The organism is Niveispirillum sp. FG148 (genome assembly GCF_057809655.1).
Genome location: NZ_JBMDKJ010000050.1, coordinates 1 through 23,929 on the forward strand (window position 1 = coordinate 1; position 23,929 = coordinate 23,929).

The 23,929-nt window shown below is 62.9% G+C and carries 12 protein-coding genes; 1 reads left to right on the forward strand and 11 read right to left on the reverse strand.

Annotated features, from left to right (window positions below):
• Positions 1-50: 50 nt before the first annotated feature.
• The 6 genes from ACODTW_RS27295 to ACODTW_RS27320 form a co-directional block, all read right to left on the reverse strand.
• On the reverse strand, positions 51-1,478 hold the full coding sequence (locus ACODTW_RS27295; protein WP_488949332.1) for an aromatic ring-hydroxylating oxygenase subunit alpha: 1,428 nt from the start codon (positions 1,476-1,478) through the stop codon (positions 51-53).
• Positions 1,479-1,838: 360 nt separating this feature from the next.
• A complete protein-coding gene (locus ACODTW_RS27300) occupies positions 1,839-4,313 on the reverse strand; it encodes a TonB-dependent receptor (RefSeq protein ID WP_488949333.1) in 2,475 nt (824 codons plus the stop codon).
• Between the two features lie 622 nt (positions 4,314-4,935).
• On the reverse strand, positions 4,936-8,019 hold the full coding sequence (locus ACODTW_RS27305) for an efflux RND transporter permease subunit (RefSeq protein WP_488949334.1): 3,084 nt from the start codon (positions 8,017-8,019) through the stop codon (positions 4,936-4,938).
• On the reverse strand, positions 8,019-9,059 hold the full coding sequence (locus tag ACODTW_RS27310) for an efflux RND transporter periplasmic adaptor subunit (RefSeq protein WP_488949335.1): 1,041 nt from the start codon (positions 9,057-9,059) through the stop codon (positions 8,019-8,021). The genes ACODTW_RS27305 and ACODTW_RS27310 overlap by 1 nt, the downstream gene beginning before the upstream one ends.
• Positions 9,060-9,439: 380 nt before the next feature.
• Positions 9,440-10,099, reverse strand: coding sequence for a response regulator (locus ACODTW_RS27315; RefSeq protein WP_488949336.1), 660 nt, complete (start codon positions 10,097-10,099; stop codon positions 9,440-9,442).
• The gene (locus ACODTW_RS27320) at positions 10,096-11,547 is read right to left on the reverse strand and encodes a sensor histidine kinase (RefSeq protein ID WP_488949337.1); all 1,452 of its coding nucleotides are present in this window, start codon (positions 11,545-11,547) and stop codon (positions 10,096-10,098) included. Before ACODTW_RS27320 ends, ACODTW_RS27315 begins: the two co-directional genes overlap by 4 nt.
• A 191-nt stretch (positions 11,548-11,738) precedes the next feature.
• On the opposite strand from ACODTW_RS27320, the gene ACODTW_RS27325 reads away from it, so the two are divergent.
• Positions 11,739-12,662 (forward strand): MipA/OmpV family protein, encoded by a 924-nt coding sequence (locus tag ACODTW_RS27325; protein WP_488949338.1) that lies wholly within the window; start codon positions 11,739-11,741, stop codon positions 12,660-12,662.
• Between the two features lie 616 nt (positions 12,663-13,278).
• Here ACODTW_RS27325 and ACODTW_RS27330 read toward each other — a convergent pair.
• From ACODTW_RS27330 to ACODTW_RS27350, 5 genes are all read right to left on the reverse strand, one after another.
• Positions 13,279-14,037: a hypothetical protein gene (locus ACODTW_RS27330; protein WP_488949340.1), complete on the reverse strand. Its 759-nt coding sequence runs from the start codon at positions 14,035-14,037 to the stop codon at positions 13,279-13,281.
• Between the two features lie 12 nt (positions 14,038-14,049).
• A complete protein-coding gene (locus tag ACODTW_RS27335) occupies positions 14,050-16,989 on the reverse strand; it encodes a hypothetical protein (protein WP_488949341.1) in 2,940 nt (979 codons plus the stop codon).
• A complete protein-coding gene (locus ACODTW_RS27340; RefSeq protein ID WP_488949342.1) occupies positions 16,989-17,867 on the reverse strand; it encodes a hypothetical protein in 879 nt (292 codons plus the stop codon). The genes ACODTW_RS27335 and ACODTW_RS27340 overlap by 1 nt, the downstream gene beginning before the upstream one ends.
• A complete protein-coding gene (locus ACODTW_RS27345; protein ID WP_488949343.1) occupies positions 17,867-19,393 on the reverse strand; it encodes a hypothetical protein in 1,527 nt (508 codons plus the stop codon). The genes ACODTW_RS27340 and ACODTW_RS27345 overlap by 1 nt, the downstream gene beginning before the upstream one ends.
• Positions 19,390-23,929 (reverse strand): hypothetical protein (locus ACODTW_RS27350; protein WP_488949344.1); only part of this gene is annotated, 4,540 nt, incomplete at its 5' end. The genes ACODTW_RS27350 and ACODTW_RS27345, both read right to left, overlap by 4 nt.

Consider the following 23,929-nt stretch of genomic DNA (forward strand, 5'->3'; position numbering starts at 1 on the left):
GGGGGGCTATGGCAGGGGCAGCAAGCCCCCGCAATCGCCCGCCGCTACGATCAGGACAATCCCAGCAGCCTGTTATAGACATTGTGGAAATGCTGGATGTTGGACTCCTGGTATCGCGCCAGCGTCATGAAGTCTTTGCCAGGCTTTGCCGCCTTCAGCCCTTTTTGGATTTCCACCAGGTTCGACATGTCCTGATCCAGGATATGGCCCACAACCCCCAAGGCTTCGCACTCCGATGTCCGGTCATCGGGGCCAAGATCGATCGGCGTCGCCGTTGCCGGGCGGGGCGCGCCCTTGGGTACCGGTGCTGTGATGCGCACTTCCATCATGGACATGTCCGGATCGTCGCCCACGGGCATGAAACGGTACCACCAGGGCAATGCCTCGCCCCACCAGGGATGGTGGTTGGGGAAGACGAAGCACTTGGTCATGTCCAGGAAATAGGAGACCGGCTTGGCACCGAGGTCCAGACCGGTCTCGGCCTCAATCTTCCGCCGGCGTTGATCGGCGCAATAGGCGCGCGCTTCGGCCACCGTCGTCGCCTCCCCCGGCGCCGGCACGCGCAGGCCGAAGGTCGCGCAGAATTGGCGGGCGCTCTCGTGCGGGGAGACCTTGTCCTGAACCCAGACATCGGGAACGACCGACGGCGTGACAAGCCGGCTGACATGGCAAACACCATCGTCCCAGGCATCATATTGGGTGAAGGCGGAACCGAAGAAGGGCATGCCATCCCAGTGTGTTTCCAGCACATGATAGCCTTCCATGAAGGCTTCCTGCGTCAGTTTCCAGTTGCAGCGCACTTTCTTGCGCAGATGCAGGACCGTGTACCGATCTTCCAGCGGATGATCCTTGAACTGCGACACCATCACACCCAGTGCCTGCTCCAACGGTGGGGCTTCCGGATCGGGGTTGATGAAAATGCTTCCCCCCCAGCGCCCAAGCTTCACCTCCTGCAGGCGATGGTGCTGGTCTGACACATGTGGAAAATCATGGCCGCCGGGCACCCATGCCAAAGAACCGTCAAGCCCCCAGGTCCAGGCATGGAAAGGGCAGCGAATTTCACCCGCACTTTCAGCGTGATCGCAAAGACGGCGGCCACGATGCGGACAGCTATTGTAGAAAGCCCGGAATTCGTCCGGGCCGGAACGAACAATGATGAAGGACAGGTTGACAATGTCATAGGGCAGACGGTCGCCGACATTGGGAAGATCCTCTTCGCGGCAGGCAACCTGCCACTGCTTCTTCCAGATATGTTCCGTCTCCAGCGCCACGAAGGCGGGATCGATATAGCGATCATAGGAGATCAGGCCTTCGACCTTGACCTGCATGCCGCTGCGCTGGAGCACCGGCGGAACAGGCTGTCCGTCGCAAGCCAGAATATCGGCGTAAGTCCGCAAGCCGACGCTGCTGGTTCCCTTAACGGCCTTGGGTGTTGCAAAGCCGTAAGCGCCTTTCAAAGCTTCTTCACATTCAATCATGTTTGCCTCCCTCAAGCAGGACCCCATACCTGCCAATGGACTGGCCTTCGTTGATTGATACATATCAATGCGTTCAGGATTAACAATTATGGATAAAATCCGGTTCACTTACAGTCAAACTCGACGGACCTTTTTAATATAAAGATTAATTTGGTGAGTGAATATTTATGATTTTACTTTATTTGCAAAACGCGCCTTTTGATTCAAATATCATACAATATAAAATCGGATGCACATTATTCATGAACCAAGGCGCACAAACAAAAAGGCCCCACCGTTGAGGTGGGGCCAAGGTGTGCCGAGAGGAATACTGTAACGGCACCGAAAGCACTAATGTTTCGCGGGGCAGACCTCGCCCTGTCAGTACTTGTAACCCATCCGAACCATGACCTCACGGCCACGATTCGCGACAGCGATAATGTCCGAATACCCAACGGTGGCGGGCGGCCGTGCGGGAACGTCCGTCCCTCTGACGATGTAATACTTGTCGGTCAGGTTCCGGCCGATGACGGCGAACTCCCAGTTTCCGTCGCTGTCGAGGAAGCGCACAGTGGCATCCAGCAGAGTGTAGTTCGGCTGACGGGAATTCGGTTGTGAGGAGGCATTCGTTATATAGCTGCTGCTGAAGCTCATGCCACCACTGAGTTCAACGGAGAAGGCTGCGGTGACCGGCGTTTCATAGACAAAGCCGACATTGCCCGCCCATTCCGGCAATCGGATCAGTTCGGTACCGCTGAGATTCTGCAAAACGCCGACAATGTTGTTGTTCGTCGGATTGGGCTGCGATCCACATTGCCTGATACCGGTGCCAGGCGCGATCGTTGCCTGTCCTGCGTAGCAGGTGGCATAGTAGGTGTCATACCGCCCCTTGGCGTAGGCAACATTGCCATACAGGCTGAAATCGCCCGTGATGCGATAGTTGAGGCTCAGTTCGGCCCCCTTGGAGGAGACCGCGCCCGCATTCCGCAGTTCCTGGACGGTTCCCTGCGTGGTCACCTGCACCTGCAGGTCCGTGATATCATAGGTATAGAGAGCCAGATCGGCTGTCAGGGCACCATCGAAGGCGTGTCCCTTAACGCCGGCTTCCCATCCCTCCACATATTGTGGGCGATAGCTGAGGTCGCCGTTGAAGTTCGCCGAGCCGCCGTTGAAACCGCCGGACAGGAAACCTTCCTTGTAGGAGCCGTAGAAATTCAGGTCGGAGTTCGGTCGGTAGGAAAGCGTGAATTCCGGTGAAAGATTGTTGAAGCTCTTCTTCTGATTTCCATTGGAGAGAAGAGGCCGCACGCCGACCAGTTCTACAGCACCGGTCGCCAGAGAGGTGCTGTCGAGGACGGAAACCAGTTCCTTCTCCTCCGTCGACAGACGTCCGCCGACTGACAATTCCAGTTCCGGGGTAATCTTGTACTGCAACTGGGCGAAGGCGGAATAGGCTTCGCCCTTCTGGTCCAGCAAGTAACCTGATGCGATGAACGGCGACGGGCGCCCGACAACCGAAATTTGCCCCGGAATGGCACCGAACGCCGCAATGGACGCGCTCTTGGCCCGGCTGTCCTGGAACTGGCCGCCGAACATGAAATTGAACGGACCGCTGAAGTTAGAGGTGAGGCGCAGTTCCTGGCTGATCTCACGGATATCAAGCGCGTTCACACTCCCCAATATCGCGCTCGGCAAGGAAGAAAGGGAGAAGTTGGAGCGATTGAACATCCGAACGTCGTAGAGCCCGGTCACGGAGGTGACCGTCAGATCCTCCGCCACTTCGTAGTTCATCTCCAGGCCGCCGAGCCATTGCTTCTGCCGCGACTTGCCCTCGCCGTCACCAAAATCGGAGCCGCGGAGCATGTCACTCAGAACCATCGGGGCCAAGGCAGTGGCGAACCCGGTGCCCAATGAACCTGTCGTCAGCCGGTCATCGACCTTGCAATCATCCACAACGCCGGGGGCGCTGGTCAGCGGCCGCCCCGCCGGGCAATGGACCAACTGATAATTGGCGCCAGTGCCGGCACCCCTGACGTCATTATAGGCGAGCTTCAAGCGTGCATCGAAGGGACCGCCATCATCATATTTCAGCGTACCACGAGCCGCGTACTCGTCGGTTTTCGGACCATATTCGTCCTTCGGCGCGAAGGCATAGTCCCGCGGCAACTCGTTCTTCACCCAGCCGCGCATATGCGAACCATAGACCGCGAGGCGCGCGCCCAGCGCATCGGTGACGGGTGCGGATATATATCCCTCTCCACGGGTCTCGTGGGCCACGACCTCATAGCCAAGCTTCCCACCCGCCTCGAACCGGTCCGTCGGATCGGCCGTGCGGGTGGAGATGATGCCACCTGGGCTGTTCTTGCCGTAGAAAAGGGCTTGCGGCCCTTTCATGACCTCAACCTGCGCCGTATCGAAATCGCCCATACGTCGTACCGTCGCCCGTGCGACCTGAACACCATCGATGTTGAACGATACGGCCTGGTCACCGAGCGGGTTGGAGTCAGAGGCGCTGATGCCGCGCAGAGCAATAGAGCCACCCTGAATGGTGCCGCCGCCTTCGCCGATCACGAAACCAGGAATCTTGCGGGCCAGCGCATCGACACCGTTGATCCCACTGCGCTCCAGTTCAAGCGCACCAACCGCAGCAATGGCGGCAGGGACTTCGATCAACGTCTCGGAGCGCTTACGCGCGGTAACGATGATCTCTTCCAGGACCATGCTGTCGCCGCCGCTCGCCACTGGCGGCGGGGCTTCCTGAGCCGATGCGATGCCAAGCGACGAGGTGCCAGCGACGATGGATGCCAGCAAGGCGAGCTTGTAGGGGCAGCGCCCCTCGGGTTGAGCAAACTTCATTTTTCCTCCCTGATTTTTCTGTGTTTTGGCGTCTGGGCTCACGCGACCCCTATTTATTGATCGGAACCATTGATCATGCTTGCAGACTGTCTTGCCCATACCCGACCATTTTGATGGAAGACCTACATTGGGATGCATGAGCTAATGGTGTGGATGCCCCTTCACCTGGACAGGGTTGGGTTCCAGGTTATGGTCTCCGACAGGCGTCACACTGGTGGTTATGGAGGCGATATATCTGCCGACAGTCGAACTGGGTAGGTGGCATTTTCAGGCCTGCGGGACGGACAACAGCAGTAAGCTGTTGTTCAATCGGCCATTGTCGTGGCCGAAGCTGATGGACTGGCTGACAGGACACCCAATGCTTCGTCGTGTTGGCCGGTGCCGATGACACAGGCCTGTAGCAAGTCGAGTTTTTCGCGTCCGTACAGTCGGATCGAAGCGTTCCGTGAATACACGGAGCCCGCAGAGCACAGCATCGCGGAAACCGGAGTGCCAGCAGCACAAATTCAACCGGCCGGCCGGTTGTCGGCAGATCCGCCAGCCGCCGATGCTCTCCACGGAGGTTGGCTCATGGAGTAGTGGTTTTTCGTCTCGATAATGGCAGGTCGATCCGGCAGCAGCGTCAAATGAGCCGCGCCAATCCGGGCAAAAGCCAATCCTCCAGGTCGCGCACATAGCTGAACATGACCGGGACGAAGACAAGGCTGAGGGCGGTGGAGGAGATCAGCCCACCCATCACGGCGATGGCCATCGGCGCGCGAAAGGCCGTGTCGTAACCCAGTTGCAGGGCGATGGGCAGCATCCCGACCAGCATGGCCAGCGATGTCATTACGATGGGGCGCGCCCGCACCGTGCAGGCTTCCACGATGGCGTCACGCTGGGAGCGTCCATGCTTCATCAGCTCCATCATGTAATCCACCAGCAGGATGGAATTCTTGTCGGCAATCCCCATCAGCATCAGGATACCGATCAGAGCCGGCATGGAGAAGGAAGTGCCGGTCAGCAGCAGCAGAATAAACGCCCCGCTGATGGACAGCGGCAATGCCGCCATCCGGGTGACAGGCTGTATCCAATCCCGGTAGAGCAGCACCTGGATGGCATAGACCATCAGCAGCCCGGCACCCATGGCCTGCCCGAAACTGGCGAACAGTTCCTCCATGATCTCGGCATCGCCCGCACTCTGCATCCTGACATCGGCCGGCATTTGTCGCAGGGCCGGAAGGGACTGGATCTTCTCCAGCGCCACCCCCAGGGGCACATCATTGAGATTGGCCTCCAGCGTGATCCGGCGCTGGCGGTCATGACGCTGGATGGTGGTCGGGCCACTGGCGAAGCGGATATCGGCCACAAGGGACAGCGGCACGCTGCCACCGCTGGCGGTCGGCAGCGGCAGGTTCCGCAACAGGTCGATGGACTGTTGGCCGGCTTCCGGCAGGCGCACGCGGATGGGGATCTGCCGATTGCCGACAGTGAACTTGGCCAGGTTCGCCTCGATATCCCCGATGGTGCCGATACTGACCGCGTCGCCGATCGCCTGCACCGAAATGCCCAGCAGCGCCGCTTTCGCATGGTCCGGGGTGATGATCAGTTCGGGCTGACTGAGGGCAGCCGTGCTGCTGACGCTGTTCAGTTCGGCAAGGCCGCGCATCTGGCGCTCCAAGGCTGCTGCTGTGCGGGACAGCGCCTCGCCATTGTCGCTGACCAACGTGATGGACACGTCCTTTCCCCCGGACGCGTTGCCAAAGCTGATCCGCATGTCGGGCAGCATCAGCAGGTCCGGGAGAACGCGCCTCTCGAATGATCGCTGATCCGACACACGTTGATCGGGCGGTACCAGCTTCAGGTCCAGCACCGCCACATTGATGCCGCCCGCAGCCGCACCTTCCGATCCGCCCGGATCATCCGTGGTCATCGCGGTGCTGCCGATGGCAGTCAGAACATAGCCGACCTCCGGCTGCTGACGAAGGATCGCTTCCGCCCGCCGGGCGGCTTCTGCCATCTGGGTCAGGGTGGTGCCACGGGGCATTTCCAGCGTCAGGCGGGATTGGGACACATCCTCATAGGGGATGAAGTCAGGGGAAAGGAACGGGATCAACCCGAAGGACAGAATCATGCTGAGTAAGGCCAGCCCCATGGTCTTCAGCCGGTTGTCCAGCGTCCAGCCGACAAGGCGGCGATACTGGGCGATCCAGGGCGACGGGGTTACAGGCCGGGAGGGCAATCGCAGCAGATATGCTGCCAGCATGGGCGTCAACACCCGGGCGACCAGCAGCGAGAAGAAAGCGGCAATCGCCACCGTCAGACCAAATTGCAGGAAGAACTGCCCCGCCATGCCCGGCATGAAACTGACAGGCACGAAGACGGCACAGATCACCAGCGTCGTGGCGATGACGGCCAGCCCGATCTCCTCGGCGGCGACCAGGGCCGCGTCAAAAGGCGTGCGCCCTTCCCTCATATGCCGGTGGATATTCTCGATCTCTACGATCGCATCATCCACCAGAACCCCGGTGACCAGTGAGATGGCCAGCAGGGTGACGCTGTTCAGGGAAAAGCCCAGCCAGTACATCATCAGGAAGGTCGGAATGATGGAAAGCGGGATGGCGATGGCCGCGATCAGCGTGGCCCGCCCATCGCGCAGGAACAGGAAGACGACCAGGATGGTCAGCGCCGCCCCTTCGACAAAATTGGAAAGGGTGGCCAGAAGGCTGTTTTCGGTGAAAGTTACGAGCGAGAAGATCTGACGGAAGCGCAGATTCTCGCGGCCCCCTTCGACGGTCGCCAATCGCGCCGCCACCCGACGGGCCACGTCGACCTCGCTGGCGCCCTTGGCGCGGAAAACCTGGAAGGTGACGGCGGGCTTTCCATCCAGCATCGTGAGGGTGCGCGCCTCCGCACCGCCATCCGTGATGGTCCCGACATCACCCAGCCGCAACGCACGCCCGTTGGCCAGTGCAATGCGGATGTCACCCAACTGCGCAACCGTTCCGGCACTGCCTACTGTCCGCAGGGCGTATTCCGTGCCGGAAAGGGTGATGCGGCCGGATGGCAGGTCGATATGGGTCTGCGCCAAGGTCCGGCTGATATCGCCGGCGGATACGCCCAGTGCCATCAGCCGGGCCGGGTCCAGCGTCAGGGTGATCTCATTGTCAATGCCGCCCTGACGCCGCACCGCCGCAACGCCCCGGATACCCATCAACTCACGGGTCAGCACATCATCGATGAACCAGCTTGCCTCATCCGGCCGCATTTCCGGAGTCTCCAGCGCGTAGACCAGGATCGGGCCGCCATCCATATCAACCCGTTGCACCTTTGGTTCCCGGATGGACCGCGGCAACTGGTCGCGAATGCGGGCGACCGCGTCGCGGGCGTCATTGACGGCGCGGTCGAAATCGGTGTCCAGGTCGAATTCAACCACGCTGCTGGAGGCGCCCTCAGAAATGGTGGAGGTGATGTGCTTCACCCCTTGCAGGCCCGCCAGTGCGCTTTCCACCCGCCTTGTGATCTGCGTTTCCATTTCGGTGGCGGTGGCCCCCGGCTGGCCGACCTGCACGCTGACCACGGGCACCACGATGGCCGGCATATTGTTGATCGGCAGCTTGCCATAGGCGAACAGCCCGGCCACCGTCAGCAGAAGGAACAGCACAATGGGCGGGATCGGGTTACGGATGGCCCAGGTGGAAAAGCTGAAACCGCTGAAGCCGGACATCAGTCGCCCCCCACCACGCGCACATGGTCGCCTTCCCTGATGAAGGCGCCAGCCCGGGCGACCACGCTGGCATCGGGGGAAACCTCATCCACCATCACCTGTGCCTCATCGGCCAGGATCACCGTCACCGGCAGTCGCCTCGCCTGCTGGCCGGCCTCCAGGACCCAGACAAAGGTGCCGCGGCCGTCCTGCTGAAGGGCGGTTCGGGGCAGCAGGGTGCCGTCCCGGCGGGATTGCACGATGCGGACGGTGGCGAACAGACCGACGGGAACCGATGCCGCAGCCGGAAGCCGGACGCGGACCGCCGCCATGCGTGTCGCCTGATCGACCTGCTGCGAGACAAGGCGGACAACCCCGTCGAACGTTTCTGGATGGCCCGTCAAAGTCACGGTGGCTTGTTGGCCCGGCGTCAGACTGGACAGGGCGGCCTCCGGCACGAGGGCCTCCACCTCGATCTCCTGATACCGGGCCATGCGGAACAAGGGCTCGCTGGCGCTGACCAACCCACCGATCACGGCCTTGCGGTCGAACAGGATGCCGTCTGTCGGCGCCAGGATGGTGGTCCGCTTCAGGCTCAAGGCCGCGTCGTCCAGCTTGGCCTTGGCCGCCTGCATCTGGGTGCGTCGTTCGACCACAAGCTGGCGGCTCACCGCCCCGCTATCCTTGATCGCATCCACGCGGGCAAAGGCGTCAAGGGCCCGTTCATAGTCGCTGCGCAACTGCTCCACCTGATTGGCCATGGACTGTCCATCCAGCCGAGCCAGCACCTGCCCTTTCTCCACCACGTCGCCGACATCAGCCAGAACGTCGCGGACCCGCACGCCGGCCAGTTCCGTCATGATCCGGATTTCCTCCCGCGGGACGGTCATGCCGGTCGCGGAAACGGTCTGCGCGAGGCTGCCTGGCCAAGGCTTCGTCACCGTGACACTGAGCGCGGCCACAGCGCCGGCAGAGGGGGCATCCTCCTTCCCCCTCAGGTATGCAAAGGCATAGAGCAGCATTCCGGCAATAGCCGGGATCAGCAGGATACGCTTTCTCATAGGCATGTTCGCTCGCGGGTGGCGCAGTTGCTGGTCTGGGGAAGGCGTTTGGCTGGTCATCCCCAGTCGAACGCCACCGGTGAGCGGACCTGCCCCTCCGCCAATCCATTCGGCTGCGGTATTGTCTCCGGCTGACTGCTGGGTTGGCTCCTGTCACTTCCACTCGCGACAAATCCACCCCCTGCCCACCATGATATGTCGGCGGTTTTGCCCGGCGGGCGGGACAGGGGAAGCGGGCTTGGGAAACCGGGCATCTCATCCCTCCAAAGATCTTTTTGGCGGCAATCTCCATCCCGTGTCGGGGGAAGGTTCATTGTTTCATCAAGGTCAGTCTATCGAGGGGCCGACGGGTGACATCGGCCTTGAGGATGATATGGCGGCTATTCCTTGACGATCCCCTCCCGCCAGGCATAGACGGCCGCCTGCGTGCGATCGGTCAGGTAGAGTTTGCCCAGGATATTGCTGACATGGGACTTGACGGTCTTCTCCGATATCGACAGACGCGCCGCGATCTCCATGTTGGACAGGCCCCCGGCGATACAGTGCAGCACTTCCATCTCGCGCTCGGTCAGGTCGGCGTGCAACTGGTCCTCTTGCGGCTTGCCACTACGCGTGCGGGACATGATTGTCACCAGCGCCTTGGCGATGCGCGGGCTCAGCACGCTTTCCCCCGCCGCCGCCTTGCGCACGGCGCGAATCAGGTCCTCCGGCGTCGTGTCCTTCAAGATGTAGGAGATGGCACCCGCCTGCGTCGTGGGCACCACATATTCATCCCCTTCGTGCGAGGTGACCATGATGATCTGGCTGCGCGGGCTGACCCGCTTGATTTGGCGCACGGTATCGACGGCCGGCTGGTCGGGCATGAACAGGTCCAGCAACACCACATCGGGTGCATGCCTGCGGGCGGCCGATACCGCCTCCACCCCACAGGTGGCGACTGCCATCACCTGGATGTCAGGTGCAGTGGCTAGAAAAGCGGTCAGCCCGCGGCGGACCATGGCGTGATCGTCCGCAATGATAAGTGTAATCAGATCCGTCATGATTCGCTTTTCCAGTAAATTGCCAGGCGGGTTCCCTCACCTTCCGCACTTACGATGTCGAGCCGTCCATCCGGCAGGTCACGCGCCCGATCGCGCATGGAGATGATGCCGAAGCCTTTTGTTTTAGCGGTCATTTCGAATCCGATCCCATTATCGGCAATGACCAGCATTGCGGCACTCCCATCAATTGCCGCGGCCACGGTCACCTTGGACGCCTTGCCATGGCGCACCGCGTTCATCAGCGCCTCCTGCAAAATGCGCAACACCTGATGTTCCACATGCGCGTTGGGCTGGATGGCCCCCATATCACCCAGCTCGATATCGACATCGAACCGCCGCCTGAAATCTTCGGCGATCATGCCGACCCGGTTGTGAAGCGTACTGTCACCGGTGCTGGTCGGGCGCAGCTGCGTGATGATCTCCATCAGGTCATGCTGCGCTTCCCGGTTGATGGTCTCTGCCTCCAGAATGGGCTCGTGGGCGGCCTCCAGCACAGCAGGATTGGCCTTGGCTGTCGCCAACTGCAAGCCCAGGGCGAACAGCTTCTGCTTCACCGTGTCGTGCAGTTCGCGCGCCACGCGGTTGCGTTCGTCGCTGACGGCAAGGTTCTGCTTCAGGTACAAATAGAGTTCCAGATCATCCGCCATGTCGTTCAGATGCTGGCTATGCCGGATCAGCACATCGTCATTGGGAAGGGCGATGCGCGCGGTGAAATCACCCCGCCGCCAGCTTTCGGTCACGTCGTTCATTCGCCCCAAATGCCGGGTCACATAATGGGCCGCAGCCACGCCGCAGGCGATGCCAATGGGAATGGAGAAAAGAATGACATAGCCCCACGCCCCAAGCAGAAAATTGAAAACGCTCTCAATCTGTATCCAGACGTCGAACTCGGCAACATACAGGATACGGACGCGCCCGATCCGGTTGCCCTTGCCATCGTCGATGGGCATATCCACCCAGATGGGGCCGTTTTCGACCATCCAGATGACTTTGTCGGCCACCGCCCGCTGCTGCTTCATCGCGGCGAAAAGCGGGGCCAATTCCGCCGGAAGGTCGACGGGATCGGACATGACAAGCCGATTATTTTCGTCCTCTATTTGAATATAAACTTCGGGCCGGCTGGAGTTGGTGATCCGATAGACGGACCCGTCGTCGCTGGCCTGCTCAATATTTTCAAGCTTTTTCCGGATGTTCTCGCACGCTTGCTGGCGCCACCTGACATCGGTGACATCAAGGATCGCCTGCGCAACGGTGAGCTTCTCACTGGAGACCAGCTCCCGAACATGCTCCAGGGTGACCGCCTTGCGGAAATCACCATAATCCTCCACGCTGTACTTGCTGACGCCAAGTAGCGTCATCGCGCAGAACGCCAGCAGCGTATAGATCACGGCAAATTGGAACCACAGGCGGCCGACAAACGCCGGGCAATGGTCGAGCCAGTTCTTCATGTTCCCGTGATGCTCCATTCCCACGCACCACCATACTGACGCCGGATCTGTCCGGCACCGGCGGTCGCTCCTTGCAGATATCGACCCAGCATATCGGTTTTTCCGGCCTGCACATCAGTCTCAAGGCGGATGTGCAGGCCGGAAAAGCCCGTAGGATGCGGACGATCGGCACCCCGCTCCTGGAGCATTCGATGAAATATTCCAACATTTTCAAGACTGTAAGCACGCTCAAGGCCCTGAATTTCATACCCCTTGCCGCGTCCATCACCCTGACCGTCTCCGCCAATGTGAAGGCACAGGAGACCGGCCCGCAACGGCAGCAGACGGCCGAACAGCAGGGAGACTTCGTTTCCCCGATGCCGGGGCCCGGGATGGACTATGACTGGAAACTGTCCGTCGGCCTCGCCACCCTGTATATGCCGGCCTTCAACGGGTCCAAGGACTATCAGGCGATGGTCATCCCCGATATCAAGGTAGAATACCAGGACGTTTTCTTCGCCTCCCTCTTCGAGGGGGTTGGCTACAATCTCATCAACAGCGACGGCTGGCGTGCCGGCCCGATTGCAAAATTCGACTTTGGCCGCCAGGAAGACGACAGCAATCCCTTCCGTGTCGCCGGCAAGAAGACCAAGGCGCTGAAGGGATTGGGCGACGTGAAAGCGGCACCGGAGTTGGGCGGCTTCATCGAATATAGTTTCGACCCGTTCAGTTATTCGCTGGAGGTGCGCCAAGCCGTGGGTGGCCACAAGGGCGTGGTCGCCGACATCGGCGCACAATATATGGGCATGACGGAACAGTTCGGCCAACAGGTGATCTACATGATCGGTCCGCAGGCGACCTTCGCCAGCGCCAAATACACCAACGCCTATTTCGGCATCAATGCGAACCAGTCCGCCAATTCCGGGCTTGGCCGGTACAAGGCCGATGCCGGCCTTGTATCCTACGGCGTCGGCGCCTTCATCATCACGCCCGTCACGGATGCCCTGTCTTTGGGCCTGATGGCCCGTTACGACCGGCTGGGACCCGAGGCTGCCGACAGTCCGCTTATCCGGAACCGCGGCCGCAAGAACCAGTTCATGACCGGCTTGCGCTTGACCTACGAGTTCGGCTTCTGAAAGAACCCGTCAACGTTACGATACATCAAGTGATTGATGTATCGTAACGTTGACCAGGAGAATCACAGGCTGAAATTGACGGCGATGGATACATTTGGTGCCGGAATATGACCATATGCGTCGACTGCCCCGAACGCTCGACGACCCCCCTGACGGCCGCGAACTGCAACAGCGCATAGATCAGGTTCGCACGCTCCATCCCGTTGGCTGCCCAATCAATGGTAAGAATGGCAGCACGGTCATCGGCCCGAAATGTAGCGGCGCGCTCGATTTGACACCAGTTTGCACATAATTTGACACCAGCCGCCACCCCACAAGGCAGGGGGTGGCGGCACAATATCTTGATGCACTTGTTCAAGAACCGCTGGCTACTCAGCCAACACCTTCAGCCACACGAAAGCGTGGTCTTTCCACGCTCTCTCACAGTGCCCCGCCCCATTAAAGGGCAACCAGTCGATAGCCCGCACCAGCCAAGCTCCACGGGCCGCTCCAATGCGCCGCAGCTCCCACGCCCCTGCCGAGAGCGTCACCTCGCGATCGCCCGTCCCCACAACCACATTCGCGGCGCATGACAGCAGCGATACCATCTCGCCCAGCCTGCGCCCTATCTCCAGCATCAGGTTTTGCATGCTGTCACCCATCCGGCCCGCAGCGCCGCCACATGCCCTGCATCCACCGCCCCCTCGGCCAGCAGTTGTGCGGCATAGCCCGGCTTGGTTGGGTCTCCGTTAAGGCAGTCGAACACGTCAATCCAGTCCACATCCTGCGCCAATGCCAAAACGGAACCGTACATGCCGATCACGGCCGTTCCCAACGCATCACCCAGCGTCGCGACCAGCAGGGCTGCGAAGTCCATCTTGCTCATGAAGGGTGCCGGGCGCAGCGGATGTACCGCCAGCTCTTCTGCGGTCAGCGCACGAACAACCCAGGACCCGTCGACCAGATCGGCCGTCTCGCTGCGTGGGTCGAACGGCGGCAGGGCCGGCAGTGCAAGCTCGTAGCCATCCTCGTCATCAAACAGTTGCTCAGCCCGCGTTCGCACGAGATGCAGCAGCTGCGCCCCCGCCGCGCCGACCAGTTCACCGGCCGTCACCCACGCCGCCCACGTTGGCGCCTCGACCTGTATCGGCAGACCGTCCGCGTCGGCGCTCGCGACCCACTGCGCGGGTACAGGCTTGGCCAGAAGGCGGGCTGCCGCCTCGTAGGCCTCGGCGGCCGCTACAAGCTGGGAGACCGCACGGTTGCACGCTATGGCCGACGCGATCTCGACCTCGTCTGCATCCGGGAGATAAAGGGCGTCCTGTGGACAGCGCGACCACCCATTGACCAACTGCCGCCGGAGCATGTAGCGGCCGCCATTATAAATGTCACCCATCGTTCCCTCCGCCTACGCCGCATAGCTTTGGTCACGGGCAATGCGGCGCCATCGCACCTCGCCCTCCCACTCCACCCGGCCGGTGATGCCCGTCACCTGCACGGCCACGAAATTGCCCGACGCGATCAGCGCCACGGCCAGCGCTCCGGAACTCTTGTCAAGCCAGGGTTCGGCACCCGGCGTGCCCGTGTCCCACCGCACGTCGCCTTGGCTGTCGGCTTCCGTGGCCAGCGTCAGGCTGCCACCAGCATCACGGATGAAGCGCGCTGAAAGTGACCAGATGCCGCTGTCGCTGGCCGTCGCGCCATAGACCCTCGCCAGCACTTCGGCGCGAACCAGCACCTCCTCGCGTTCGCCCACATAGAGGCGCGGCGCCAGCACCAGCGGGCTTGTGTCCGTTGTGACCGCGCTGGCCAGGCTCAGCCTGTTCTGGTTTGTCATCGCTCGCGCCGGCACTGCCAGCCGGTCTCGTGCGATCAGGCCATCGGCAATCCACCCGGCGCCGGATACTGTTGCGACCACGGTATGGATGTCGACTGTGGCCAGGCTGACAATGGCATCGCTGGCTATCGCCCCCGGCGCGCTGGCACCGTCAAGATAGGCGATACGGGCCAACCCATCAAATACGGAGATGCCATCGCCACCACCTGCCAGAATGGTACCCGTCTCCTCATGCTGCGCCACGGCTAAGGCCCCGTTGCTGGTGCCGGCCAGCGTCGCCGGCATCCCGTCAATGATGATCCGCCGCTCGTCCTCATACATTCGCCGCACCTGGGCGGGGGTGGGTGTATAGGCGCTGACGCGCAACGGCCCCGCAACCAGACCAGTTGCTGCGGCCGTCGCGGAAACTCGCTCGCCAACCCGCAGAAGGGCGGAACTGTTGCTGAGGCTGCCCACCGCGGCCACGCTGGACGTCGCTTCAAGAACGCCGTCGCACCACAGCTCAAGGGTATTGCCGCGACGTGCAAGCACCCAAAAATGCATGACCGAACTGACGAAGTCGGTCGCAGACACCACCGACCCGGAATTGCCGGAACCGTCCTTGATGGTGAAGTGAAGCTTGGCGGCGCTGGCTACCACACTGATCCGTGCGGCTGATATGGCGCTGTCGCGGTCGAGATAGTAGCCGCTACCCAAGGCGCTGCGCGCCCACCACATCAAGGCGAAATCACCGCTGCCCATGTCCCAGTTGGCCGTCCAGGGCTGCTCCAGATAGCCTGTTCCGAAGCCACTGAAGTATGACAGCCCCCCGGCAGCGATGGCCGTTCGGGTCAACGTTCCACGAATGATCATGCCGGTCGCTTTGACGCTGCGGTCCGCTACACCCTCCCGGACCGAGACATTGTCGAAGTCGCAGTAATCGCCAGACGTGGCCGTAATCACGCGCAGGCGCAGATTCACCGTGGCGGTGGTCGCGATGAACTGCTGCACCTGGCCCGTGGTTGCGCTGGACACATCCCGCCCATCCAGCAGCAGGATGCCGGTGCTGTCATAAACGGAGATGTCGCCCGGATAGGCGCCGCCGGGCGTGATATCCCCGACGATGATGTAGGCACGGCCCGGCTCCACCGTCAGCGTCTGGTGCGCGTAACCCACGTTACTGGTAACGCCGTTGGTTACGCGCAGTTTGCCGGCGACGACTGATGTCGTGGCGGCACCGCCGCCCATCGCCCCGGCCACCCAGCCTGTCGTGCCGGCCGCGAAATCACCATTGCTCACCAGTTCGGCCGACGCGGTCACCGACCCCGTTTGCGTCGAACAGATATAGGCGCCACGGATGTCACCGGGCTGCCATAGCGACGCATATTCCGTTGTGGCATGCGCCACCATGCCGGCCGCCGGATTGCCGATATCATCGGCCAGCAAGATCAGACCACCTGCCGTGCCAATGGCGCCGGGGGCGAACCGCTTCTGACCAGCATTGCTGTCCAGCATTGCCGGTGCCGCCGACACTGTATAGGCGCCGGTCCGCCAGCCTGTGTCGGTGCTGTCGGCATACGGGACCAAGCCGTAGTAAACCGACGACGACGTCGCCGACATCGCCCAGACCCTGGCATCGGCACCCAACTGCACAGCGGTGAACCCGGAGGTCCGCGTCACATCGAATACTTCACCGGAGGGGTGAATGGCTGAAAGGGCCGCGTCGGTGCCGACAATGACGGTCGGCGCCGGAAGATTGGCTGCACTGGTCGGGCCGCCGGGCAGCACTGCGGAATGCACCGCCAGCACAATGTTGCTCGGCAACCCGTTGGACGTGTCGGCGATGACGAACTGTGCCGTGGCCAAGCTGAAATTTGCCACGGCTTGATTTACACATCGCGCCCGGCCGGCCGTAGTCCAGCGCCAGACCGTGTCAGTGGCAAAATCGAATTGGTAGAGCGCGCTGCCCGTCCAGAAATGGAGTTTGCCGTTTCTGGGCTGGCGCTCGCATCCGACGATGCCGGTGATGGTCCACGCCTTCCAAAGCCGCGGCACCCCACTGCCATCCGCGTCATTGCCGTCATAAATCGCCAGCTGGGCCAATGTGGTGCGGACATATCCCAGCGCCACGCGCGGGAAGCGCCGGGTGGCGCCACGGGTGCCGGTATTCAGCCCTTCCCGGTACCAGCTCGCCACTCGTCGGTTGGTCCAAGCGCCGAAATCGCCATCCCGGCCTGTATCCCAGGCAAAGGCGCTGCCACAGTCGGCGGCCGCCACCAAAGCCTTCGACGCCGCGGCATAGACCAGCCCCGTAGCCGGTCCCGACGTGGCCGCCCCCGCCGCCTGTGCCGCCAACTGCGCGCTCGTGGCCGCAGATGCCGCAGATGCCGCCGCCTGGTCGCGCAGCGTCCCACCCTGGAACAGGGCCAGTTCGGCCACCGCGTCCGTCCAGAAGCTTTCCCAGTTCTTGGCGAATTTCCAGGGCGCGAAATCGGAGATGGCCCAGACGCGGCCATTCAGCGTGATTGCCATCAGGTCAGCTCCTCTACCTTCAGGACGACTTCCCAAGCGTCGTCATCGGTGATCGTGATGGGGGAAGTGTCCGCGAGCGCGCAGTAAAGGCTCATGCGGTTGCGGATGGCGGGGACCTTGTCGCTGTCCCAGATGATCAGCATGTCGCCGCGCTTGCCCAGCCGCATCATCAGGTCGTGATAGACGCCGATGGCGGTCGCTTCAGACTGGAAGGACAGCTTGATTTCCCACTCGCGATAGATCAGGCCATCGCCGACCAGGCGCCGGCCGCCGCGCGTGCGAGTGACTTGCGCCGTGTGGACAGGCCGTATCGAGGAGCCATAATCGTGGGCCTCTTCGTCCGGAGGCGTCCAGCCCTGTCCGATCATCAGCCGGCCGGCGTCGAAGAAGCCGTCCTCGTTGCTGGGGTCAAAGATGTCGAGCCAGGCGTGCTCCGCATACATCGTCTCTGGCGCCAGATGGAAGGCAATCGGCGCGCCGGGAAACGTGCTCTTGTCGACACCGTCCCAGGGAAAGGCACCCCAGGGCAGGCTGCCCCAGACCACGGTGGGCTCCCATACCGGCTGCCGGTCGGGCAGGTATAGGGCAGGTGTCAACACCTCGCTCTCGGCCAGGCCGGGCTGCATCTCCGCCAGGGTGCTGGCGTTATGCCCGATCAGCGCCCACATTGACACCGGCCGAACCCGATCGAAGGAGGCCACCATCCGCGCATAGCCGCTCTCGATATCCAGATAGCGGGCGACGGCAGCCAGATCGTCATTGCGCAGGTTCTGCACCGACAAGGTGCTGTTTTCCACCCACGCGGCGGGGTTGGTCCCGGCACCGGCCAAGGTGCCGGTATCCGACGCGATGTCGTAAAGGATGGTGATATTCGCCATCACAGCACCGTCAGGGTCAGGGTCGGGATGTCGGCGCCGGTGTCCGCTACGCGCCGCAGCACGACCACGCGGCGCCCGCCGGCCAGGCCAAAGCGCTTGTCGAAGATCTCGACCGTGGCGCCGATGCCGATGCTCTCGAACCGGGCGGACAGGGGCAGGACGATATCGAACGGCTGCCGGCGGACAGAATGCAGCGCCAGCAAGCGGTCGCGCTCTGCATCGGCATCAGACGCCGCGTCGAACAGGGTGTCCTTTTCCAGCGGCGCCGCCAGCAGGCTCTGCACTTCTGTCGTCGCACTGACGGCTTCGGCTGTCCATTCCCGGTCCTGCGTCGCCAGCTCGCGCTCCGCTATCCCGATGCTGCTGGCGATTTCCTGCTCGGACAGCGCCAGTCCTGGCCGATAGGACAGGCGCACGCGCTTGATGCGGCGAGGTGCCTGCTGTGGGTTCAGGTCGATCATGTCGCGGCGCCGGATAGTGGCGCTGGATGTCATGGCCGGCAGGTCATATCGCCCGACCTGCAACAGGCCGGCGGTGGACACGCCCCAGAACCCGCCGATGCTGTCCATGATCCGGTCGATCAGCGCTTCCGCCGTCAGCTCCGCTGCGCCATCGGACCAATAGCCAAGCACCGCCGGCTGTACGCTGTTCAAGGCCGTGACGGAGGCGCCGTCGATCTCGCCATCTGTCAGCCCGACGAAGGCCTGGGCCGCGTGCATGACCAGATCGCCCGCCTTATAGATCCAGGTGCCAGCCGGCGCCACACCCTCAGCCGTGACGCGCAGCCGATAAGACGGCTTCTCCGACAGCCGCAGCAGGCCCGCCGCTTTCGAAGTGGCCAGATCCAGACTGGACATATCCAGCGCCTTCAGCGCGGCGTAGCTGGCCAGATCGGGGCCGATGGTGAATACCGCACCACCATCGTCCGCTGCCGGCAGCGCATGGATGCCCGCCGGATCGATCATGTAGATGTTGAACTCGGCATCGATCAGCACGGGCTCTATCCGCCGGACCCGCCCTAAACAGAACGGCTTTGCCCGGCCCTTGAGCGAAGCCGTGCCCTCAATGCCGCCTGTGCCTGCGAAGGTGCCGCGCCGCGCCGGGGCCGAAAACCGCGCCTGCGCATCTGTCAGGACCAGCTCGATCTGATCACCGGGAACGATATCATCCACCGTGCGGCGGGTGATCAGCGTAAAGTCCGAAAGGTAGCGGGGCTTGGATAGGTCGGTGCGGTAAAGCTCGACTACGCGCCCGTCCCAGTCCCAGTCGAGCCAACCGTCAATGGCCCCGTCATCGTTGGAAATCCGGACGGCACCCAGCGACGCCGTCGAGCGGCCCCCAACGGCGTCGCCATCGAACAGGGAAGCCGTTTCGGATAGGGGCACCTCAATCCGCCGGTCCCAATAGGTATTGGGAGCGGCTCCGGTCTCATCGGGTCGGGTGATGAAGCCACGCAGCGACGCGTAGACCGTGCGGGTGGCGCCCAGTGCCTCATCATAGGGAAAGGCGCGCATCAGCCAGTTCATGCGGCCCCCCGCAGTTTGGCGATGCTGCCGACCTTGACGCGCACCGGGGCCTTCAGGACCTTCACCGTCTCAGCGGCGGCATCGGCGCCATCGGCCGTGGCGTCGGCGATCTTTTGCAGCAGCACGTTCTGCCGCTCCGTCGCCCTTGCCTGGCGCTCGACCGCGGCCGTCAGGGCGGCGTTATCCCCACTCCCTCCGGTAACAACGCCTACGACCACAGGGCGCGGCCGGCGCGCCAGCTCCAGGGTCTGCTGACGGCTGTACACCTGCGCCCCGCGTGGCAGATAGACCCGCTCCGGACCCTCTTCGCCGACAGTCGCCCACCCGTCTTCTGGGTGGAAATCGGTACCCCGCGCATAGGAATAGCCACCGCCCAGCCGCTTCGACGCCTCAGCCGTATTGTACTTCGTCTTGTCCAGCAGTTGGCTCTCGACCGCCCAGACCTGCACCTGCCACGCATGCAGGTCGGCAATCTTCAAAGCCACACTGTTAACGGCCTCGATAATGCCCGCATTGTCCGTGCCACCACCCGAAACGGACAGCGTGGCGGCCGCGCGGCCTTCGAACATCGACTGATCCCCATCTTTGCTCGGGTCATCAGAGATCAGCAGACCTGAACCGCCCGAACCAACGATGCGGGCCGTGTTCCACGCGATCGCCGCCAAATATCTGTTCGCTAGCGCCTGACCTTGGAATTGGACATTTCCCAGCTCAATGGCGATCTGCTGCGACAGCTTCTCGGCGCTCAGCACTTCGCCCTGCACTGTCAGCACCTGGTTGATCGTGCGCGTGACCGTGTCGGTCCCCAGAAGCGTGGCGCCGGAGGCGGCCTTGATCAGCTGCGTGATCTCCCGCGTTATCGGGCCTGGCCACAGGATCTCCGCGGCCTCCGCGGGCGTGAGGTTCCGCCCGAGCTTCTGTTCGATCGTGCGCTCAATCTGGTCGGCTTCCAGCAGGGCAGCCCGTTCGGCCGTGGTCAGATCGCGGCCCAGCCATTGTGCGATGTTGCGCGTAATTTCGCCGCCTTCGACCAGTTCATCCAACTCCACTTTTGTCAGCTGGCGGCCCAGATGCTCCTCAATCTCCCGCACCACCTCCTGCGCCTGGATCAGCTTGGCCCGATCTTCGGCCGGCAGGGCCGACAGCACCTCGCTGATCGTGCGGATCACTTCCAGATCCACGCCAACATCGATCCCGTCCTTCAGGCCCAGCACCGCTTCCAGCAGCTGCTGGTCGTAGCTCTTCACGGCCGGCAGCGCCTCGATCTGGGTCAGGATGGCGTCGATCATGGCGCGACGGTCAACACCGCTTGCGGTGAACGGTGTCTGCGCGTCGATCAGGCGCTGGGCGTAATCACGAAGGCCTTGCACCGCCTCGACATTGCCGGACTTGGCCAACAACAGCTGCTGGTCGAACTGCCGCTGGGCGATATCGCGGGTCTGCGTCGCGGTACCGTATGACCCGCCGGCCCGAATGCCGTCGATCCATTGGCGCAGGCTGCCGCCTGCCTGGCGCAGCGCTTCCAGGCGCTGATTTTCCGCGTCCACGGCCTGCTGCGTGAAGCGCTTGATGATGGCGCCGCGCTCGGCGGCCAGCGCCTGTTCGAGACCCACCAGATCCGCGCCGGAAGTCTGGGCGGCTTCGATCCTGTCCTTGGCCGCCTGCCGGTCAAACTCGGCCAAGGCGCCTTCCAGCGTGGAATTGTCGTTCGTGGCCGTGAACAGCCGGTCGGCGATCGACATATTGACGGCGGCCAATTGCTGGGCCGCAGCGTCACCGAACTTCTTGATGATGGCGGCCCGTTCAATGCCCTGCGTCTCTTCCAGCTTCACCAGATCCGCACCGGCCGTCTTGGCCGCCTCGATCCTGTCCTTGCCCGCCTGCCGGTCGAAGGCGGCCAGTGCCCCCGCCAATGTGTTGGTATCCGTCGTCGCTGCAAACAGCCGGTCGGCGAAATTGTCATTGACGGCCTTGGCCGCGGCCAGCGCGGCATCTGCCGCTTCCTGGCTGGCCTTGTTCACGGCATTGACGGCAAGAACCATCTCCCCGCCCAGCACCTGCACCAGCAGCTCAAGCTGCTCCGCCGTGTAGCCCGCCGCCTCAGCTGCTGCGAACTCCGCCTGCTGCTGGCGGTACAGGATCTGCACATCGGCACCGGTCTGACCCTTCACCGACAGCGCAAAGGCCCGGTCTTCCAGCGAACGGGTGACCTGCGCGCGCTTCTCCGCCAGTGCTTTTTCCTCGGCGACCGCGGCATCACCGAACTTCTTGATGATGGCCGCCCGCTCAGCGGCCAGGGTCGTTTCTGTCTCGGCCAGCACCCCGGCGCCGATCTCGCCCGCCGTAATGCGCGCCTGCGTTGCCGTGCGCTCCTGGGCCGCCGCCCGGTCAAAGATCGCCAGCGACCCTTCCAGCGTCTCCGCCGCACCCGTGGCCCGCGCCATGCGGTCGGCCAGGGCGTCCATCGCCTGGCCCGTGCGGGCGGCCCGCTCTGCCTGGGCGGCCGCTTCCGCGGCGGCATCGCCCGTTTGCACCACACTGCTGGTCAGGGCCGCCAGTGCGGTCCGCGCCGCCGTCGCCGCCTCGGGAAAATCCGTCCCGAACAGGCGCACAGCTTCCTGCAGCTGATCGGGGCGCAGATCGGTGCTCAGTATGCCACCCAGGGCCGCGGCAACATTGCGGTCAACGATTCCCCTGTCGGCGCCCAGGGCATCCGCGTTGCGGTATTGCGTGTCACGGGATGTCAGCAGTTCCCGGATCTGGTTGATGTAATCGTTGCCGATCAGCGAATTGAATTCGCGGTCCATCTGGCCGACCCAGTCGCCCCGCGCCGCTTCCTTCGCCTTGGCAAGGCCCCTGGCGGCGGCCTCACTGGCCTCAGCAGCCGAATAGCCAACCGCCTGAAGCAGTGGTGCCAGCTCCCCGAAGCTGGCATTCAGGGCAGCGATCTTGACCTCTACCTCCGTCATGGCGGGGGCGGCGTCGTTGATGCCGGCAAAGCGCTCGACATAGGCGCGCAGGGCATCAGTGGTTTCGCCAACGTCATATCCCAACCGGCCGGCCTGGGCGGCGAAGTCGGCGACGTAGTTCCGCATGTCCACGACATTCTGACGCGCCGTGGCCACCGCGTCGTCGCCCCCTTCCAGGGTGCCGTTCAGCTTCGCGATGGCGTCCTCATAGGTCAGGATGAAATTCACATCCGCCTGCGCCCGTTCCAGCTCACTGAAGTCGATCGATTGCAGGCGGGCCTTCAACGCGTCCGGCACATCGGTCAGCGTGCGGGTGATCGCCGCCAAAACTTGCGACAGCGTGCCCTCGATGTCGCCGACCGCCGTCACCCCGCTCTCAGCCAAGCGGCCATCGGCCCCGTAGACGCGCCAGCGATTGCCGTCACGGCTGCCGACCTCAATGGCGATGGCATCGGCCAGGCGCCCACCGGTCAGTTCTTCCAGCAGGTTCGTGAACTTGTTGACGCTGTCGGCCAGGGCATCGCGCGCCGACATGTTCTCGGAAGACTGCTTCTCGGGCTTGGTGTCGAAATTGGTGACCTTGTCGGTTGCTGGGCTGATTTGAACGCCGGCCGTGCTGTCGCTCTTGCCCGGCCCGAACAGCCCGCCGATGACGTTGCCCACAAAGCTGCTCAGACCTTTTGGTACGCCGAACATGTCGCCGACCGTCGTGGCCACCGTGGCGCCAATGCGCGCGTTCTTGTTCTGCTGCTCCGATCGTCCGGTCAGCTCGCCCAACAGATTGCCCAACGCGTTACCCGCCTCGGCGCTGTCCAGCAGCTGCTCGCCCAAGGCCGCAAAGGCCGCGCTGGCTGATCCGGTCTGGACTTCCAGGTCTCGGAACTGAGACATGAAGGTGCCGACACCCTCGGCCACCGATCCCCAGTCGCCGGCTTCGATACGGGTAAACAGGTTCCCCAGCGTGTCGGCTGCCCGTGCCGCCAGGCGCTGCGTCTCGATCTGGTGTTCCAGCCGGGCCTGTTCTTCCAGCGCGAACCGATACTTCAGCGTTTCGGTTTCAACGTTGATCCCCTGCACCTGCTTCGACAGGGCCAGCAGCTCCCGCTGACGCGCCAGCACCTGATCATCGATCTGTGCCTGGATATCCAGGCGCGCCACTTCCGCCCCGGCCTTCAGGCCAGCCGCCCCGCTTCGCGCCTGCTGCGCCAGCAGCGTGTTCCGCCGCTCCAGCAGCGCCAGCTCATCCCGAAGGTCGGACAGGCGCTGACCTTCCACGCCGGCCTCTGCCTTGGCGACTTCCGACGCCCGCCAACGGTCATACTCCGCCATGACCTCGTTCAGCTTTTCGACCGCACCGACCCCCAGCTTGCGCTGCATGGTCAGCCGGTATTCCTCGCGGGCGTTGGCCGCGATCGCTTCCCCACCCAGCTTCAGGGCGGCGGTCATGCGCTCGTTGACGTCGGTCTCAAGCCGCAGATTGCCAATCGCTTCATTGGTGATCTGCTTCACGGCTGCGGCTTCCCGCTTCTTCGCGGCTTCCCGCGCCAGGTCGGCTTCTGCTGCCGAC

Bases quoted from the DNA above. Each gene is read 5' to 3' on its own strand.
- ACODTW_RS27325 (WP_488949338.1), top strand. From the start codon at position 11,739: ATGAAATATTCCAACATTTTCAAGACTGTAAGCACGCTCAAGGCCCTG.
- ACODTW_RS27340 (WP_488949342.1), bottom strand. From the start codon at position 17,867: ATGGCGAATATCACCATCCTTTACGACATCGCGTCGGATACCGGCACC.
- ACODTW_RS27335 (WP_488949341.1), bottom strand. From the start codon at position 16,989: ATGGCAATCACGCTGAATGGCCGCGTCTGGGCCATCTCCGATTTCGCG.
- ACODTW_RS27310 (WP_488949335.1), bottom strand. From the start codon at position 9,059: ATGAGAAAGCGTATCCTGCTGATCCCGGCTATTGCCGGAATGCTGCTC.
- ACODTW_RS27345 (WP_488949343.1), bottom strand. From the start codon at position 19,393: ATGAACTGGCTGATGCGCGCCTTTCCCTATGATGAGGCACTGGGCGCC.
- ACODTW_RS27305 (WP_488949334.1), bottom strand. From the start codon at position 8,019: ATGTCCGGCTTCAGCGGTTTCAGCTTTTCCACCTGGGCCATCCGTAAC.
- ACODTW_RS27315 (WP_488949336.1), bottom strand. From the start codon at position 10,099: ATGACGGATCTGATTACACTTATCATTGCGGACGATCACGCCATGGTC.
- ACODTW_RS27300 (WP_488949333.1), bottom strand. From the start codon at position 4,313: ATGAAGTTTGCTCAACCCGAGGGGCGCTGCCCCTACAAGCTCGCCTTG.
- ACODTW_RS27320 (WP_488949337.1), bottom strand. From the start codon at position 11,547: ATGAAGAACTGGCTCGACCATTGCCCGGCGTTTGTCGGCCGCCTGTGG.
- ACODTW_RS27295 (WP_488949332.1), bottom strand. From the start codon at position 1,478: ATGATTGAATGTGAAGAAGCTTTGAAAGGCGCTTACGGCTTTGCAACA.
- ACODTW_RS27330 (WP_488949340.1), bottom strand. From the start codon at position 14,037: ATGGGTGACATTTATAATGGCGGCCGCTACATGCTCCGGCGGCAGTTG.